Origin of the sequence: Peribacillus sp. B-H-3, assembly GCF_048572925.1 — a bacterium.
Classification (GTDB): Bacteria; Bacillota; Bacilli; order Bacillales; family DSM-1321; genus Peribacillus.
Genome location: NZ_CP183879.1, coordinates 326,494 through 344,256, shown reverse-complemented (window position 1 = coordinate 344,256; position 17,763 = coordinate 326,494). Strand labels below are relative to the sequence as shown.

General features: G+C 42.9%; 14 protein-coding genes. 10 read left to right on the top strand and 4 right to left on the bottom strand.

Going from position 1 to position 17,763, the window contains the following annotated elements:
- Positions 1-50 precede the first annotated feature (50 nt).
- From ACN6MY_RS01530 to ACN6MY_RS01520, 3 genes are all read right to left on the bottom strand, one after another.
- Positions 51-1,409, bottom strand: a complete 1,359-nt coding sequence (locus ACN6MY_RS01530) for an MATE family efflux transporter (protein WP_419882519.1) — start codon at positions 1,407-1,409, stop codon at positions 51-53.
- 119 nt (positions 1,410-1,528) lie between these two features.
- Positions 1,529-2,011 carry a hypothetical protein gene (locus ACN6MY_RS01525; protein ID WP_419882518.1) on the bottom strand — a complete coding sequence of 161 codons (483 nt, stop codon included), beginning with the start codon at positions 2,009-2,011 and terminating at the stop codon, positions 1,529-1,531.
- Positions 2,012-2,268: 257 nt separating this feature from the next.
- Complete coding sequence (locus tag ACN6MY_RS01520; RefSeq protein ID WP_419882517.1) at positions 2,269-3,735, bottom strand: alpha-amylase; 1,467 nt, start codon at positions 3,733-3,735, stop codon at positions 2,269-2,271.
- Between the two features lie 243 nt (positions 3,736-3,978).
- Here ACN6MY_RS01520 and ACN6MY_RS01515 point away from each other — a divergent pair, with 243 nt between their 5' ends.
- Positions 3,979-4,137, top strand: coding sequence for a hypothetical protein (locus ACN6MY_RS01515; protein ID WP_419882516.1), 159 nt, complete (start codon positions 3,979-3,981; stop codon positions 4,135-4,137).
- 422 nt (positions 4,138-4,559) lie between these two features.
- Positions 4,560-5,576, top strand: coding sequence for a PTS transporter subunit IIC (locus ACN6MY_RS01510; protein WP_419882515.1), 1,017 nt, complete (start codon positions 4,560-4,562; stop codon positions 5,574-5,576).
- Between the two features lie 82 nt (positions 5,577-5,658).
- Here ACN6MY_RS01510 and ACN6MY_RS01505 read toward each other — a convergent pair whose 3' ends face one another.
- Positions 5,659-6,600, bottom strand: coding sequence for a Gfo/Idh/MocA family protein (locus tag ACN6MY_RS01505; RefSeq protein ID WP_419882514.1), 942 nt, complete (start codon positions 6,598-6,600; stop codon positions 5,659-5,661).
- 356 nt (positions 6,601-6,956) lie between these two features.
- Between ACN6MY_RS01505 and ACN6MY_RS01500 the strand changes: the two genes are divergently transcribed.
- The 8 genes from ACN6MY_RS01500 to ACN6MY_RS01465 all read left to right on the top strand — a co-directional run bounded on the left by ACN6MY_RS01500 (position 6,957) and on the right by ACN6MY_RS01465 (position 17,713).
- On the top strand, positions 6,957-8,153 hold the full coding sequence (locus ACN6MY_RS01500; protein WP_419882513.1) for a class I SAM-dependent rRNA methyltransferase: 1,197 nt from the start codon (positions 6,957-6,959) through the stop codon (positions 8,151-8,153).
- 51 nt (positions 8,154-8,204) lie between these two features.
- The gene (locus ACN6MY_RS01495; protein ID WP_419882512.1) at positions 8,205-8,894 is read left to right on the top strand and encodes a DsbA family protein; all 690 of its coding nucleotides are present in this window, start codon (positions 8,205-8,207) and stop codon (positions 8,892-8,894) included.
- 731 nt (positions 8,895-9,625) lie between these two features.
- Positions 9,626-10,807 carry a galactokinase gene (locus ACN6MY_RS01490; RefSeq protein ID WP_419882511.1) on the top strand — a complete coding sequence of 394 codons (1,182 nt, stop codon included), beginning with the start codon at positions 9,626-9,628 and terminating at the stop codon, positions 10,805-10,807.
- Positions 10,804-11,793, top strand: a complete 990-nt coding sequence (galE, locus tag ACN6MY_RS01485) for a UDP-glucose 4-epimerase GalE (protein WP_419882510.1) — start codon at positions 10,804-10,806, stop codon at positions 11,791-11,793. The genes ACN6MY_RS01490 and galE overlap by 4 nt, the downstream gene beginning before the upstream one ends.
- A 13-nt stretch (positions 11,794-11,806) precedes the next feature.
- Positions 11,807-13,306 (top strand): UDP-glucose--hexose-1-phosphate uridylyltransferase, encoded by a 1,500-nt coding sequence (gene galT / locus ACN6MY_RS01480; protein ID WP_419882509.1) that lies wholly within the window; start codon positions 11,807-11,809, stop codon positions 13,304-13,306.
- Positions 13,307-13,321: 15 nt separating this feature from the next.
- A complete protein-coding gene (locus ACN6MY_RS01475; RefSeq protein ID WP_419882508.1) occupies positions 13,322-14,371 on the top strand; it encodes an aldose epimerase family protein in 1,050 nt (349 codons plus the stop codon).
- Positions 14,372-14,394: 23 nt separating this feature from the next.
- The gene (locus tag ACN6MY_RS01470) at positions 14,395-15,384 is read left to right on the top strand and encodes a LacI family DNA-binding transcriptional regulator (RefSeq protein ID WP_419882507.1); all 990 of its coding nucleotides are present in this window, start codon (positions 14,395-14,397) and stop codon (positions 15,382-15,384) included.
- A gap of 103 nt (positions 15,385-15,487) precedes the next feature.
- The gene (locus tag ACN6MY_RS01465; RefSeq protein WP_419882506.1) at positions 15,488-17,713 is read left to right on the top strand and encodes an alpha-galactosidase; all 2,226 of its coding nucleotides are present in this window, start codon (positions 15,488-15,490) and stop codon (positions 17,711-17,713) included.
- The last annotated feature ends 50 nt before the right edge of the window (positions 17,714-17,763 follow it).

Genomic DNA, 17,763 nt, shown 5'->3' with positions numbered 1-17,763 from the left:
CAGGAGAGTAATGCATGAAAAAGAAGCAGCCGTTAAGCTGCTTCCTAATGTTAAACGGCAACTGCTGCCGCTGCTTTTTTTCTTTCCCAGGGCTTAGAGAGCCAGCGCCTGAAGGCAAAGCATCCCCGAAGCCATTCATCCATACCCGTTGCGATCCAGACTCCGAGCAATCCTAAGCCAAGGTGGACGCCAAGCATGTAGCTGAAAACAACGGAGATTCCCCACATGGAAAAAATCCCAATAACAACAGGGAAGTTCACGTCTCCAGCTGATTTTAATGAATTCATCAGTACAATGTTCATCGCCCTGCCTGGTTCAACAAAAACGATGGCCCATAAAACAGGAAGTCCAACTGTCATGACATTCATATCATTTGAGAAGAGATTCAGAACAGGCTTTCCGAACAATGCTAAAATCAGCGATGCGGCCAAAGAGGCAGCCATGGCGATTTTCAGTGTGCCTATTCCGCGCTTAAATGCCCGTTCATACTGCTTGCCCCCTATATAGCGTGCAATCAGGAGCTGTGTTCCCTGGGCGATTGCCAGGGTAAATAAATAACAGACCATGGAAATGTTCAAAATGTATACTCTGGCTGTCAGTGAGGGGGCCCCCATCGTAACCACAAATCCGGTAATGAAAAGCTGTGACAGCTGATAGGACAGGTTTTCACCGGCCGAAGGAATTCCGATTGCTAAAAGATTTTTAATATCTTCTTTTCTGGCTTGAAAGATATCGGCAATCCCAAGCCTTAATGAAAGCCTGCGGTAAACCAGAAATAACAGGGCTGCAACCGCAAAAGCGCGGGCAGCAAACATAGCCCAGGAAACGCCTGCAACGCCGGTCACCGGCAACCCGAAAATCCCCGCTGTCGCCACCAGATTTCCGCCCGCACTAATGACATCCATGATAACTGTCACCATCATAGATTCCTTTACATGTCCATGGCTTCTAAGGACTGCGCTTAATGCAAGAGAAATAGATTCCAGGAAAAGAGAGATCCCGCAGATGCGGATGAAAGTCAGGCCGTAGCCAAGAACTTTCCCTTCTATGCCGAACAGCCGCAAAAAATACTCTCCGAACAAAAAGACGAAAAAAGCAACGCAGAGGCCTGCCCAGAAGTTCAAGCCGAACACTGATCTGGCAAGATGGCGCGCTTCACTAAATTGCTGAGCCCCAAGTCTTTGCCCAATCAAAATGGTTGCTCCCACGGATGTAACGGTGAACACCAGAATGAAGATATTTAATAACTGATTGGCAACACCGACACCGGCTGCAGCGGAATCAGAATAATGACTGAGCATAAGGGTGGCAACCATACCCATGCCCATATGAAGCGCTAATTCTATTAAAATTGGCCAAGTAATATTGAAAAGAGTCTGATCTTGAAAGTTATTGCTTTTGTAGCCCAAAATGATTCTCCTTTATGTATTTCGAGTAGGGAAATAAAAAACACAACATCCATTCTACTCGGAATATGGGCAATGTAAAGGGAATAGGAAAAATTATCAAAAAAATTTCATTGGCTTCTTTAGAAAACTGGCAATGTATTCGTTTTTACTGTAGCTATATTTTTCAGCAGCCAGGATTTATCTTCTTCCTTTGAAATGTTTTCAAGCATCTGGATAGCTAAATCTGTGTATCTTTCCATGTTTTCCTGATTTTCCGCCACTGTGAACGCTCTTGCCATTGCTTCATAAGCAAATCCGGTATCAAAAGCTCCTAGTTCATTCTCCCTGCACAGCTGAAGCGACCTCTCGGCATGATGAAGCGCAGGCTCATGCCGTTTGAGAAGGGCATATACTCTGGAAATCTGCCATTCACCCCGTGCTAAATGAAGCGGCTCCCCGGCAATTCCCCAATGGTAGCGGGAGGCATTTGCTGCATAAAGCATCAGCTCTTCCTCTTCTGCTGTCCGGTCTTGTTTCTCTATTAAATCCCATGTTTGATTAAAAAGCTGGATGGCCAGCTGTTTATGTGTCTCAATATCAATGCTTTTACTTCTAGTGCTCAAGATTTCACGCCCTTTTTTTGATAAGCTCTTTTCTTAAAGATTGTTGTTTTTTAATGAGTTGTATGAGGCAATCCCGCTGTTAAATCAGCTGCCTTGTTCCAAAGCAGCAAAGTTTACGAAAACAGCCTTTTGATGAGATCCCGAGTTATATTGTAAAAACAAAAAAATTAAAACGTCAATAAATTCAATGCCGGAAAATAATAAAAATCCCTCCCCGGCAAAATTGCTGGGGAGGGATTTTTATTACGCTTTAATAGTTATTCTCCGCCTGTTTCGAGTTCAGCCCAAACGGAAACACTTCCTCCGTTTACAGGAAAAACTGCAAACCCGCCGTCTTCAATGGTGATGCTTTCCTCCCGTGTGCCTGTTAGATCGACCCAGGTCTGGCCAGACCGGTGTTCTCCAACGTTCATCCGCTTTTCTCCTTCATCGCCGTTAGAAATAACCACAGCGCATCCGGAATGGGCAATTTCCTCCGTTCCAAACCTTACCCAACCAATGGTATTAGGATGGTCAAAGTAATCCTCCTGCTCGCCGTAAGCCTTATGATATCTCGCGAAAAGAAGGGGATCGAGCGCTTCTTTTTTTCCCGGCTGCGGCACGGGTCCTCCGATTCCATAATAATCTCCATAAAATACACAAGGATATCCATCTTTGCGCAGAAGGATAAGTGAATAAGCGATTTGCTTGAACCAATCTTCTATCCAGGATTCGAGGGACTCGTGAGGCTGTGAATCATGGTTGTCCACAAAGGTTACCGCATGAAGCGGATGCGATTGTACCAGCGTATCATCGAAGATTGTTGTCATATCAAAATCCCTGCCAGCCTGTGAAGCCGCATGCAACTTATAATGAAGTGCAACATCAAATAAATCGATTTGATAGTCTGTTTCATCCAGGAAATTCCGGCAGGCATCGAGATCAGGATTCCAAAACTCGCCAAGTAAATAAAATTTCCCATTATTGTGTTCCAGCATTTCCTGTGCAAAGCGCCTGATAAATTCATGGTTTATATGCTTTATGGCATCAAGCCGGAACCCATCGCATGAAGCATTTTCACAAAGCCATTTCCCCCAAGAAATCATTTCCTCTATGACTACAGGATGATTGTAGTCAATGTTGGCAAACATCAGATAATCGTAGTTCCCAAATTCATCATCGACATTTTCATTCCAGTTTTTGTTTTCGCCTAATATCCTGAAAACACCTGTTTTATCTGTTTTAGCATCATAATCGGTACCATTGAAGTGCTGGAAGTTCCATTGAAAGTCAGAATATTTCCCTTTGCGGCCGGGAAAAGTGAATTTGGTCCAGCCTTCAATTTCAAAGGGCTCTGATATCTCTTCGTTCCGGTTCATAGGATCTACTTCCACGACCTGAAAGGCTTCTGTTTCATCTGCGCCGGCTTTGTGGTTCATTACCACATCCACATAAACGCAAATCCCCTGATCGTGGCAGGCTGTAATGGCCTCCTGAAGTTCTTCTTTCGTTCCATACTTTGTCCGGACGGTGCCTTTTTGATCAAATTCGCCAAGATCATACCCGTCATAAATCCCATACCCGGTATCTTCTGCAGATTGGCCCTTTGTAACCGGCGGAATCCACACTGAATCAATCCCGATATCCTTTAATTGAGAAGCAGAATCTCTCAGTACGTTCCAATGCGAGCCATCGGGCTTAATATGCCACTCAAAAAATTGCATGATGGTATGATTCCTGTCCACTAAACATTACCCCCTGCTCCTGATTTCTTTTTATCATCTGCCGTCATCTAATGAATGAATTCAATTTACCCAATAGTTTCTAAATGTAAACAAATATCCTGCACCCTGAAACCAGATATAAATGGCCATTCATTCTTAAGAAACTTTAAAGATTTATACTTGATAGTTATTAAGGTTTTTTGCTTAAAATGTAAATAACTTCAAAGAGGATTCTGTTATATTTGAGAAAGGAGTGTGAGACAGATGAATCAGAATTTCACCATGGTGATTGCAGATGATGAAAAAGAAATCCGCGATGCCATTGAAATATACCTATCATATGAAGGCATCAAGGCAGTACAGGCTGCAAACGGCGCCGAAGTTCTGAGATCCTGGATGCACCGGGGAGGTTTAGCTTTATAACGGAATCTTAAGGTGTCTTCAAGGCGTCAGGTTTTTTTGCTAGAAAGTATTTCTATATAGTCTGTGGTGAATCCCTATTTTTGAATAGTCCTTTTTTAAATAAAATAAAAAAATATCTTTATTTATCAACGTGTTAAGCGCTTACTTATTTTACTGAAATAAAAAAGTGCTTACATTGTCAGAATATTTGTGATATTATTGCCGATAGATTAATCTAAGAGAAACAATTTTTCAAAATTGACACCCGGATAACACAAAGATATGATTCTTTTATTGTCTTAAAAAAGAAATCCGTTCTTTCTCTTAGATGAAAACCAACAGGTATTAATTGGAGGTCCTGCATACATAGTAAATGGTAAGAAAATTTGGTATTTTAACTGAAAATTCAATTAATTAAATGAAGCAACAGGAGCGTGAAACATATGAAAGCTTATTTTGTTGAAAGAATGTATAAAGCCTCAGCAGGGGTTGCCAATGCCGTGCTGGTAACACTGGGTATTGGCCTGCTTTTTGAATCTATCGGAAAATTTACGGGTTGGGAAATATTCCTGATTATCGGCGGCACTACGAAGGTTCTCCTGGCGCCTGCAATAGGTGCTGCAATTGCTTATCAGCTTGGCGGCAATACCCTGGTCCTTTTTAGCGCTATGGCCTGTGCGGCCATCGGGGGCAACGCTATCCATCAAACACCGGATGGAGTGTTCACGCTAGTTACAGGGCAGCCAATCAGTGCCATTTTAGCGGCCGCAGTAGCTACGTTTGTAGGCAAGAGATTGACTGGACGCACCAAGCTTGACATGATGGCGATTCCATTTGCCTCCATTCTTACCGGAGGGGTAGCTGGAGTGGGGCTTGCTGCAGTGACAACTCCTTTATTACAGTGGATCAGCGGAGAAATTACTTCCTCTGTCCAGGGAAGCCCGTTCATTGCTTCCATGGTGATATCGCTTGTGTGGAGCATCCTTCTCATGACGCCTGCTTCTTCTGCGGCGATTGCCATCGCTCTTCAGATGGATCCGGTATCCAGTGCTGCTGCACTAATAGGATGCACGGCACAGTTTGTCGGGTTCACAGCAATGTCTCTTCGCCAAAATGACCTGGGAGGTTTTCTTGCCCAGGTGCTGGTGACACCTAAGGTTCAGTTTCCGAATTTAATTAAAAATCCGCGGCTGGCCATTCCGACGTTTGTTTCGGCGATTGTATGCGCGCCTATTGCAACACTTGCTTTTGGCTTTCATGCCACCTATGAAATTGCAGGGCTTGGCTTAAATTCCATGATTGCGCCAATCAACATCCTTGCTACACAGGGAATAAGGGTTTTTCTGATTTACATTGCTGTAGGAGTCATTCTTCCAATTGTAATTTCTCTGGGCTTGTATCAGCTGATCAAGGTTTTAGGCTGGGCGAAAAAAGGGGACTTGCATATGGAAGTCCAATAAGAAAAAAAGCGCAATCACTGCCGATTGCGCTTTTTTTCTGTTTTGTTCATTCTCTATGGTGGTGCTGCAGTTTCTATCTTTGTTAATTTCTAAGCTGCTCAAGGACCGTTTGTGCTTGGAAACCTTCTGAAAAGCCGATAATGATGCTTTCTTCACCCTTTAATGCCCTGACAACATGATCAATAAGAGCTTCGTTAAAGGAAGAATCCTGCTCAATTGGAGCAAGGGGCTCACCAAGCTTTCCGCCTTCGAGATCAGACCAGTTTAGCAGCGAAAGTGTTCCTTCCGTTCCGTATGCGGTTAATCGGATTTCCTCACTTCCTGCAATCCCGCTCAATCCGTTAATGATGACAGGAGTTCCGTCACCAAGGCTTAATTCTGCAACAATGCCCTGTTCGCTTGCCAGTTTGTCCTCTGGAAACTCTAGACTGCGGTTTTTCACGGTTAATGGTCCAAACAGCATGTGGATTTGCTGAATAAAATGGATGCCAACTTCAAGAACAAATCCGCCCTGCTCCCTGCTCGCCACCCAGTTATTCTGCTGCCAGGCTCTTGGCCACTGCGGAAAACGCATATGCAGTTCTACCCTCCGAAGCTTTCCTATGTATTCTGAACGAATGAGATTTGCAAATGTCCTGGCACCCGCGCTGTAGTTAAGGGGAAAATTCATGGCTGAAACCAGTTTTTTTCCCTGTGATTTTCTAAAAAGATCCTCTGCTTCCTCCAGAGAATTTGCCAAAGGCTTTTCACAAAGGATATGTATCCCCCTATCCATGACAGAAGCTGCTATCCCGTGGTGATGTTTAGGCGGAACGGCAACATAAACAAGATCCAGTTCAGCTGTTTCAAGCATCTCTTTATAATCAGAAAAAAATGGGATGCTGCCAAGACTTTCAGAAACCTGCTGTGCCAGAGTCCTATCACAATCGCATACCGCTGCAATTTCAGTTTCCGGATGGCTTTCAAATTGTTTAATCAGGCGCTGTCCAATTGCCCCTAACCCGATAATCCCTGTTTTAATCATATTACCCCTCCTTATCTTTCTTGTTTTATGATCATTATAGTATGATATGTAAATATTCAAAAGGTTGAAATAAATAGTTACACGAATTCTGGGGGAAGTTGCATGATTTCTTCGGGAAGCTGCATGATTTCTTTGTAAAGGTGCACGATTCTCAAGCATTTGCTGATTTGGAACGAAAGATGCGAGACTCCTGCACCCGTACAATTTTAAAAAGATATACTTTAAAGAAGCATGGCCGGGATTATTCAGCTCTTTTTGATTGTTTTTTTGAAACAGCGGAGGAGATAGGGTAAAGTAGAGCTATACTAAGTCTGGAAACACGTTTGAGGTTTCCGTAAAGTAGAAGGATGGTCTGCATGAAAACTGAGATTGTGTTACAAGTGAAACAGGAGAATGTCCATAAATTTCAAAAGGGATATCCGCTGATAACCAAAGACGCGGTTGTTAACATCGGGGATTTAAAGGAAGAAGGATGTGCCGTAAAGCTGGTGGACAGGGGCGGGGATTTCCTGGCAAAAGGGTATTATGGAAAGCAGAATAAAGGAATTGGATGGATTTTAACCAGAAACAAGAATGATGTTTTCAATCAGATATTTTTTGATAAAAAATTAAAAACTGCCGTTACTCACAGAAAGAACCTCTTTAATGACGAAGGCACCACTGCTTTCAGGGTTTTTAATGGGGAAGGCGACGGGATCGGCGGGGTCACGATTGACCATTATGACGGACATTATGTAATTAGCTGGTACAGCCAGGGGATTTATCAGTATAAAGACCTTATCATCAAGTCGCTGTGCAATACGGCCGAAGTTAAATCGATCTATCAGAAAAAACGATTTGATGCAAAGGGCCAGTATATGGATGAAGATGATTTTGTTATGGGTGAAATGCCGGAATTTCCGCTGATTGTGAAAGAAAATGGCGTCCGCTTTGCCGTTTATTTGAATGACGGTGCCATGGTGGGTGTGTTTTTAGATCAGCGTGAGGTGCGGAAGACAATCCGTGATAAATATGCCTCTGGCAAAAAAGTATTAAATACGTTCTCGTATACAGGCGCTTTTTCCGTTTTTGCGGCTCTCGGCGGTGCAGAAAAAACAACAAGTGTAGATCTTGCCAACAGGAGCCTGCCGAAAACAACTGAACAGTTTCAGGTGAATGGCATCGATCCTGCTGAACAGGATATAATCGTCATGGATGTGTTTAATTATTTTAAATATGCTGCCAAAAAGGAAATCAAATATGATATGGTCATATTGGATCCTCCGAGCTTTGCCAAATCCAAAAAATTCACCTTCAGTGCAGGCAAGGACTATAAGAACCTATTAAAGGATGCCATTTCCATTACTGAGAAAGATGGCTTGATCGTAGCATCAACCAACAGCAGCTCTTTTGATATGAAGAGATTCAAAGGATTCATTGCAGCTGCCTTTAAAGAAACAGGCGGTTCGTACCGGCTGATGGAAGAGTTTTCACTGCCGGAAGATTTTAAAACGATTCCTGAATTTAAAGAAGGCAACTATTTAAAAGTTGTGTTTATAAAAAAGGTAAACTAAGGGAGCAGTTTTTTCTGCATGAGATTAATAGATAAAACGGAGAGTGGGAAAATGGCGAACAAGCAAAAAAATAAAAATTCACTTCACAAGCAAAAGAAGTCCAATACTGCTTTATATGTTGTGCTCGGAGTGGTGATAGCTGCCATAGTGGTCTTTATCGTCCTGGCAAAGACAGCGCACAATGACTCTAAGATTGATTACAGCGGCCAGCCAGTTTTGGGAGATAAATCAGCATCTGTGAAAATTGTAGAATTCGGCGATTATAAATGTCCGTATTGCAAAAATTTCACATTATCTGCTTTTCCTCAAATTGATAAGGAAATCGTTAAAAAGGGAAAGGCTTCGTTTTATTTCTTCAACTATCCTTTCATTAATAATGATTCTACACGGTCTTCAAGGTTTGCTGAGGCTGTTTATAAAGAACTTGGCAATGATGCATTCTGGAAATTTCATGAAAAGTTATATGCTGCCCAGCCTGATGACAGAAAATATGAGCAGATTGACTATTTCACAGAAGATAAGCTTGTTAAGGTATTGAGAGAGACAGCAAGCAAAGAGGATGCAGACAAAGTATTGGCTGCCTTCCGTGCAAGCAAGTCAGCAAAAGCTTCCGACAAAGATGTGAAAATTGCAAACAAACTGGGGGTAGAAAGCACTCCGGCCATATTTGTCAACGGAAAGCAGTTCAAAGGCAAAACTCTTGAAGATTTGAAGAAAATGGTTGAAAAAGCATCCGAATAACGTAAGGCACTGCAGAGTGAATCTAAGGGAGCCAATAGTTAAAAAACTCGTCAATCCTGGCGGGTTTTTTTGTTAGTAAATAAATTGGGGAAATGTGATATTGTAAAGCTGTCAGGTGGAAATGTATATGAATAATATGTTAATGCCAATATTGTTTCCCGCAGCTCTGGTTTATGTCATCAGAAGGAACAAAAGCATAGTAAAGAAATTAACAATACTACAAATTCTAGGTGCTGCAGTTTCATTTTTGTCTCATTACTTATAGCCTATATGATTATATACTACATTGGAAATTCGGTTTCTGGGTATTTTGAGAATAAGATCCTTAAAGTAACTAGCGAACTGTTTTTGGTAATCATTACGTTATCTCTGTGCGGAAAAGGTGTAAGGATACTCCTCCAAAAGATTACCGAGGGTGCGTTAACGAAATAAAATTTCTCCTGAACGAACAAACTTTCATAATATGCACTCCAAAGTGAAGCCCTCTTGAATTAATCGGAGGGCTTTTTTTGTCCATTTTCTTTTAAAATGGCTGTTTCCTTGCTGATATGGTAGAGTGCATAAGATTAATTTAAGTAAAAAAACATATATTTTTTACTAAAAAAATAATTGACTCTAAAATCCGCTGTATTATAATGAATCTGAAGGCGCTTTCAGAAGGTGATTGATGAGCGGCCATAGCAGAATAAAAAAACAGAAGCAGCTCTATTAAGAGCTAGGGAGGAATCGTCATGGATGTAAAGCAGCTCCGTACCTTATACCAGGAAATATTTCATGAAGAAAGCCCGCGTGTCTTTTTTGCACCGGGAAGAATCAATCTTATTGGAGAGCACACAGATTATAATGGAGGATATGTATTTCCATGTGCCATTACAAAGGGGACATATGCCCTTGCTTCAAAACGCAGTGACAAAAAAATCCGCATGTATTCCGTTAACTTTAAGGAGCTTGGCATAGTTGAATTCGAACTTGAAAATCTCGATTATGAGGCGAAGCATGAATGGGCGAACTATCCAAAGGGAATGCTCCGTTTTCTTAAGGAAAGCGGCTGCAGCATCGGCAGTGGATTCGATGTGCTGTTTTACGGGAATATTCCCAATGGTGCCGGATTATCCTCTTCCGCATCGATTGAACTTGTGACCGGAGTGTTATTGGATAGTCTTTTTGAACTAAGCATGGACCGGATAGAAATGGTTAAAATCGGCCAGCAGGTTGAAAATAAATTCATCGGTGTCAACAGCGGAATCATGGATCAGTTTGCAATAGGGATGGGCAGAAAAAATGCCGGAATCCTTCTTAATTGCGACACCCTTGAATACGAATATGCGCCTATTGAATTGGAAAGGCACAGCATCTTAATCATGAACACCAATAAAAGGCGTGAGCTGGCTGATTCGAAGTATAACGAGAGAAGAAGTGAGTGTGAGCAGGCTTTAGCCCAGCTTCAGAAAAAGGCGGATATACAGGAATTAGCAAATCTTTCTCCAAGTGAATTTGATGAATATCAGTCTATAATTGACAGTGAAGTGCTCAGAAAGAGAGCGAAGCATGTGGTCTATGAAAACAGCCGCACACTTGAAGCACTAAAAGAGTTAAAGAACGGAAATCTTGAAGCATTCGGAGAGCTTATGAATCAGTCTCACCTGTCATTAAAGAACGATTATGAGGTTACAGGGACAGAACTTGACACACTTGCAGAAACAGCCTGGAAGGAAGACGGTGTTTTGGGTGCGCGCATGACCGGGGCAGGATTTGGGGGCTGTGCCATTGCCATTGTTGAAACAGACAAAGCGGAAGCGATCATGAAAGCAATAGGAAAAGTGTATAAAGAAAAGATCGGTTACGAAGCAGAATTTTATCAAGTGCTCATCGGTGATGGAGCAAAGGAAATAAAGGAGGTTGAAGGAATATGAGTATTCTTGTATTTGGAGGAGCCGGCTATATTGGCTCCCATGCCGTTTATCAGCTGATTGACAGAGGTTTTGAAGCAGTGGTCGTCGATAACCTTCAAACTGGCCATAAAGAAGCCATTCACCCGAAGGCGAAATTTTATCAAGGTGACATTCGAGACCGCGAGTTTTTGCGCAGTGTTTTTGAACAAGAGCAAATTGAAGCTGTCATCCACTTTGCGGCTAATTCCCTTGTTGGGGAATCTGTGGCACTGCCTCTTAAATACTATGACAACAATGTTTTTGGAACACAGGCAATCCTCGAGGTCATGGAAGAATTTAATGTGAAGAAGATTGTCTTCTCTTCATCTGCTGCAACGTATGGAGAACCTAAGCAAGTGCCGACTACAGAGGATATGGAAACCAATCCGACGAGTCCATACGGTGAAACTAAGCTTGCTATGGAGAAAATGATGAAGTGGACAGAAATTGCTAATGGTATGAAATTCGTATCTCTTCGCTACTTCAATGTGGCAGGCGCCAAATCTACTGGAGAAATTGGCGAAGATCATGATCCTGAAACACATTTAATTCCGGTTGTCCTGCAGGCTGCATTAGGAAAAAGAGAAAAAATCATTATTTTCGGTGAAGACTATGAAACAGAGGATGGTACATGCATCAGAGACTACATCCATGTCGAGGATTTGATTGATGCTCACATCCTTGCACTTGAATATCTGCAAAATGGCGGAGAAAGCAATATTTTCAACTTGGGAAGCAGCCAGGGCTTTTCAGTCAAGGAAATTGTCGAAACGGCTAAGGCTGTAACTGGCCGGACCATTCCTGTCGAGATTGGCGAGCGACGAGCAGGTGATCCAAGCACGTTAATTGCTTCCTCACAAAAAGCGCACCAAATACTTGGATGGGAGCCTAAGAAAACATCAGTCGATAAAATTATTGAGGATGCCTGGAACTGGCATGTAAACCATCAAAACGGCTATGAAAGCTGAGGGAGAGAGCATCATGAATATATTCAGCACTGTCCAGCAGCTGCTCAACAAGGCAGAAGAGGTTTTTTTACTAAAAAAAGAAGATGAGATTTACGCAAGAAACCAGATTCTTTCTCTGCTTTCTATTGAAAATTACATCCCGGAGCAGGCAGGCTCTGATAGGGAAATTCCTGATCTTCTGGAAGACTTGACTGAATATGCGTGTGAAAAGAGAATCATCGGGGATTATTTAGATGCGCGGGAAATTTTCGCAAGCAAAATTATGGATGTAATGATCCCTTTGCCGTCTGCCGTTAATGAATCCTTTTACCGAAAGTATACACAAGACCCGGCTGATGCAACTGATTATTTTTACGAGTTAAGCAAAAATAGCAATTATATTCAAATGAACAGAATCTCTAAGAATATTGTTTTTCAAACAGAATCCGAGTACGGAAACCTTGATATTACAATTAATTTATCAAAGCCTGAAAAAGATCCTAAGCAAATTGCCATGGAACGCCAGGCCAAACAGCCTGAAACAAAGTATCCCAAATGCCTTTTGTGCATTGAAAACGAAGGCTATGCAGGAAGAATCGGACATCCGGCAAGATCCAGCCACCGCATGATTCGAGTAAATGTTCCACGTGAAACATGGTATCTGCAATATTCGCCATATGTTTATTATAACGAGCATTGCATCCTTCTTTGTGAAGAGCATCGAGATATGAAGATCAGTAAAGCAACCTTTGAAAGGCTGTTGTCATTTGTTGAACAATTCCCCCACTATTTCATCGGTTCAAATGCAGATCTGCCAATTGTAGGGGGATCGATCTTAACTCATGATCACTATCAGGGCGGGCGCTATGAATTTGCCATGGCTAAGGCGCAGGAAGAATTCCCGTGCAGGTGGGACCGTTTTCCAGAGCTGGATCTTTCAATTGTAAAATGGCCGATGTCTGTCCTTCGGTTAAAAAGCAGGAATGCCTCCATACTTGCAGATGCAGCCGATATGATTCTTGCTTTCTGGAAGGATTACAGTGACCCTGAATTGGGTATTTTAGCAATGTCTGATGGGTCTTTGCATAATACCATCACCCCTATAGCCCGAAAGAGGAACGGACTGTTTGAATTAGATCTTGTGCTGCGGAATAACCGGAGCAATGATGAACATCCTCTTGGAATATTTCACCCGCATGCCGATGTACATCATATTAAAAAGGAAAACATCGGACTGATTGAGGTGATGGGACTCGCAGTATTGCCTGCACGTCTGGAGAAAGAGCTTAAAGAAATCGAAAGCTATCTTGCCGGAAACCCTGATGCAGCGGTGGCTTCTTACCATTTGGATTGGGCAAAAGAGCTGAAAATGCGATATGGAAACGATTTGAATAAAAATAATGTGTCCGATATTGTGAAGAAGGAAACTGGCCTTAAATTTCTGAGGGTGCTTCAGCACGCAGGAGTTTTTAAGAGAGACAGTGAAGGAAAAGATGGTTTTCTGAGATTTATTGATTCATTAAAAATGATCTAGGTCAGGAGAGATTGGATGGAAGTCAAGGTTATGGAATTTGGGGAAATCAATGGCGAGCAGGTTCAGGCCTATACAATTAAAAATAACCGCGGCATGAGCATCACTTGTTTGAACTATGGCTGCATCATCACAGAAATCAAGACGCCTGACCGCGGGGGAAAGCTTGAAAACATTGTACTCGGTTTTGACAGCATAGAGGAGTATATAGAGCATTCCCCTTATTTTGGAGCAATAGTAGGACGTGTGGCCGGCAGGATTAAAGAAGGGAAATTTGAATTGGATGGCACTTCATATACCCTTGCGAAAAATGATGGTAACCAGCATCTTCATGGAGGAATAAAGGGCTTCAGCAATACATTTTGGAATGCTGCCTTGTTTGAACGCGAAGATGCATCAGGCATCACATTTACACGCATAAGCCCGGATGGTGAAGAAGGATATCCCGGCAATGTAAAAGTGGCAGTCACATACAGCCTGAATGATAAGAATGAGTTTATGATCGAAACCAAGGCAGAAACCGACCAAAAGACGCTAATTAATACAACTAATCATACGTACTTCAACCTTTCAGGAGAAATAAAGCGTAATGTGGAAGAACATTTGCTGACACTAAAAAGTGAGCAATTTCTTGAACTGGACGAGGAGCTGCTTCCTACCGGAGAACTGCTTGATGTAGAAGGAACTCCATTCGACTTCAGGAAGGAACGTCAATTATTTGAGGAAAAAACATACAGGCATCCCCAAAACCTGATAGCTGGAGGCGGCTTTGATACGCCATTCTGCCTGAGCGAAAACGATAACCAGGAAATTCATCTGGCAGATCCGCAGTCAGGGCGCACCCTGACTATTGAAACAAACCAGCCAGGCGTCGTTGTTTACACGAGCAACATGCTGGAAGGGGATTTTTCCATCAGGGGAGTCAAGGCCAGTAACCATTTGGCCATCTGCCTGGAGACACAGGGTTTGCCGGATGCTATCCATCATTCCAATTTTCCTTCTATTGTGTTGGACAAGAATGAGGAATACCGTTCTCTTACAAAGTACGTATTCAGCGTGCAAAGCTAAGGAAACCGGACGGGAGACATTTGATGGCAACCATTAAAGATATTGCTGAAAAAGCAAATGTATCAATTGCAACAGTTTCAAGGGTGCTGAACTATGATACAACGCTATCTGTAGGCGATGAGACGAAAAAGAAAATCTTTGAAATTGCTGAAGAGCTTTCTTATAAAAAGCGTCCATCAAAAAAGGCCGCTGCCCCAAGGATTGCCATGATCCACTGGTATTCTGAGCAAGAAGAGCTAAATGATCTGTATTATATGTCGATCCGCTTAAGCGTCGAGCAGCAGTGCATGCATCAGAACCTTCAGCTGGTAAAGTTTTTTTCCTATGATATCGAGCAGATAAAATCATCAGATATCCAGGGAATCGTTGCAATCGGCAAGTTCAGCCAAAAGCAGGTAGATGAGCTTTCAAGGGTTGCTGATACGATCGTTTTCGTGGATTCAAGCCCTGATGATGAGCAATTCGACTCTGTTGTAATTGATTTTGAAAAAGCAGCAAAAAAGATACTGGATTATTTTATTAATAAAGGCCACGAAAGCATCGGATATATCGGCGGGCATGAGGCATTTAAAGATCAGACGGCTGAAATAGAAGACTTGAGGGAAAAAACCTTCAAGGAATATATGGCACAGAAAAATATGTATGATGAAACCTTTGTATATACAGGGGAATTCACCGTTCAGGATGGCTACCTCCTTATGCAAAAGGCCATTGATGATTTCGGTGATGCCTTGCCAACAGCATTCTTTGCCGGAAATGACCTGATTGCAATTGGGGCATTAAGGGCACTTCATGAAAAAGGGATTGCTGTTCCTGAGAGAGTGAATATTATCGGCGTAAATGATATAAGCGTATCTAAGTATGTATATCCGCCTCTCAGCACGGTGAAGGTGCACACTGAATTGATGGGTGAGACAGCTGTCGACCTGCTTTTAGAAAGAATAGCAGGCAGGAAAATCGCCAAGAAGATCTTCATCGCCACAGAACTGGTAATTAGGAAAAGCAGCTTTTAAATTCGGGGACCGCTTATATAAGCGGTCCCTTGTTTGTTTTAATGGGCCTTTCGCCTGCATAGATTTAGTGGAGGAAGATTTCTGTGTATTGGAGGAAAGAGCTGTGCTGATCCTGATAAACGAAGAAAAAAAACAATTTCATTTATGCAATGGCAAGGTAAGCTATATTTTTCATGTGATGGAAAATGGCCAGCTTGGGTCCTTGTATTATGGCAAAGCGCTTCACCACCAGGAAGACTTTTCGCATATGCAAACATATGGAGTTCCTGCCACCTATACCGCCCAATATCACGGGAAGCGTGCGTTCAGCCTTGAAATCCTGCGCCAGGAATATCCAGCCTACGGTACATCAGATTTCAGGGAGCCTGCCTATAGTATCCGCCTCCAAAATGGCAGCCATATCACAGATTTTACCTATAAAACCTATGTGAGATCCTCGGGTAAACCTCCGCTTGCAGGGCTGCCTTCTACTTATACCGTGAATGAGGGGGATGCTGAGAGCATCCAAATCATTCTTGAAGATAAAGAACTCCAGGCTGAGCTGATCTTATGCTACACCATATTCAAGGACTTTCCTGTGATTGCGAGAAGCGCCTATATTTTTAATAAGGGGTCTGACCCCTTTTACCTCGAGCGCTTCATGAGTATGTCAGTGGATTTTCCGGATGCAGACTTCCACATGCTCCAGCTGAGCGGGGCATGGGCCCGGGAGCGCTATGTGAAGGAGCGCCCTCTTGAAGCGGGCATACAGTCCATCTCCAGCATCCGCGGGGCAAGCTCGCACCAGCATAATCCTCTCCTTGTGCTGAAGAGGCCAAATGCGGGAGAAAGCCAGGGGGAGGTTTATGGTTTTAATTTTGTCTACAGTTCAAATTTCATTGCTCAGGCAGAAGTAGACCAGTTTGGGGTAACAAGGGCGACGATGGGCATCCATCCTTTCCGGTTTTCCTGGAAGCTTTCCGAGAATGAGCACTTTCAGGCGCCTGAAGCTGTGATGGTATATTCGAGTGATGGCCTGACAGGCATGAGCCAGGCTTATCATGATCTGTACCGTAAGCATCTCCTTAGAGGAAAATGGAAAAATGACGTGCGGCCCATCGTAATTAACAACTGGGAAGCCACTTATTTTTCATTCAATGAAGATATCTTATTGAAATTTGCCAGGAAGGCAAAGGAGCTTGGTGTTGAGCTGTTTGTCCTCGATGATGGCTGGTTTGGCAAAAGAAACAACGCTTCTTCATCTCTTGGCGACTGGTATGCTGATCCTAAAAAGCTTCCGCATGGTATGAAATCACTGGCAGAAAAGATAGAAAAAATCGGTTTGAAATTCGGGCTTTGGTTTGAACCTGAGATGGTCAGCCCGGATAGCGGGATGATGAGGGCCCATCCTGAGTGGGCGGTCAAAACGCCCGGGCGGCCTGCTTCACTGGGAAGAAATCAGCTGGTACTGGATTTTTCAAGAAAGGAAATTGTTAAAGAAGTATACAGGAGAATGGCAGATATCATTAGGGAAACAAAGCTTTCATATATCAAGTGGGATATGAACCGCTATATTACTGAAGCTTATTCCAGGGGGCTGGGCGCTGACCGGCAGGATGAATTTTTTCACCGCTACATATTGGGTGTGTATGAGCTGTATGAACGGCTCACCTCGGACTTTCCGCAGATTCTTTTTGAATCGTGTGCAGGAGGCGGGGGCAGATTTGATCCTGGATTATTTTATTACGCACCTCAAGCATGGGCAAGCGATGATACGGATCCTGTGGAACGGCTGAAAATCCAATATGGATCTTCATATGCCTATCCAATTTACAGTATAGGCTCCCATGTATCAGCTGTGCCAAACCACCAGACACAACGCATTTCTCCGCTATCTATGAGGGCAAATGTGGCTTATTTTGGAACATTCGGCTATGAATTGGATCCTGGAGCGCTTTCTGATGCGGAGGAAAAAGAAGTCAAAGAACAAATCCGGTTTTTTAAACAGCATCGCCATCTGATTATGACAGGGGATTTTTTTCGGCTTAATAGCCCGTTTGCAGGGAACGAAGCTGCATGGATGGTGGTCAGCAAAGATAAAAAGGAGGCGCTTTGCGGGTGGTACAAAATCCTGGCAGAACCGAATCCCAGCATCCAGCAGAAGCTGAAACTGGCTGGCCTGGCTCCTTCTGCTAAATATATGCTTGTCCAAACAGAAGATATCTATAATGGGGATGAGCTCATGTATCATGGCCTTACTTTGCCGCTCGAATTCAATGGCCCAAACAAAAAGCGGGCAAAACGGGCAGGAGATTTCCAGTCGGCAGTATTTTATCTGGTTAAAAAGTAAGTAATAAAGGCTTTTCTTTTTATAAAAAGCTCCCTATCCTGCGAGGATAG

Bases quoted from the DNA above. Each gene is read 5' to 3' on its own strand.
- ACN6MY_RS01515 (WP_419882516.1), top strand. From the start codon at position 3,979: ATGAATCAGAATTTCACCATGGTGATTGCAGATGATGAAAAAGAAATC.
- ACN6MY_RS01510 (WP_419882515.1), top strand. From the start codon at position 4,560: ATGAAAGCTTATTTTGTTGAAAGAATGTATAAAGCCTCAGCAGGGGTT.
- ACN6MY_RS01505 (WP_419882514.1), bottom strand. From the start codon at position 6,600: ATGATTAAAACAGGGATTATCGGGTTAGGGGCAATTGGACAGCGCCTG.
- ACN6MY_RS01500 (WP_419882513.1), top strand. From the start codon at position 6,957: ATGAAAACTGAGATTGTGTTACAAGTGAAACAGGAGAATGTCCATAAA.
- ACN6MY_RS01495 (WP_419882512.1), top strand. From the start codon at position 8,205: ATGGCGAACAAGCAAAAAAATAAAAATTCACTTCACAAGCAAAAGAAG.
- ACN6MY_RS01490 (WP_419882511.1), top strand. From the start codon at position 9,626: ATGGATGTAAAGCAGCTCCGTACCTTATACCAGGAAATATTTCATGAA.
- galE (WP_419882510.1), top strand. From the start codon at position 10,804: ATGAGTATTCTTGTATTTGGAGGAGCCGGCTATATTGGCTCCCATGCC.
- galT (WP_419882509.1), top strand. From the start codon at position 11,807: ATGAATATATTCAGCACTGTCCAGCAGCTGCTCAACAAGGCAGAAGAG.
- ACN6MY_RS01475 (WP_419882508.1), top strand. From the start codon at position 13,322: ATGGAAGTCAAGGTTATGGAATTTGGGGAAATCAATGGCGAGCAGGTT.
- ACN6MY_RS01470 (WP_419882507.1), top strand. From the start codon at position 14,395: ATGGCAACCATTAAAGATATTGCTGAAAAAGCAAATGTATCAATTGCA.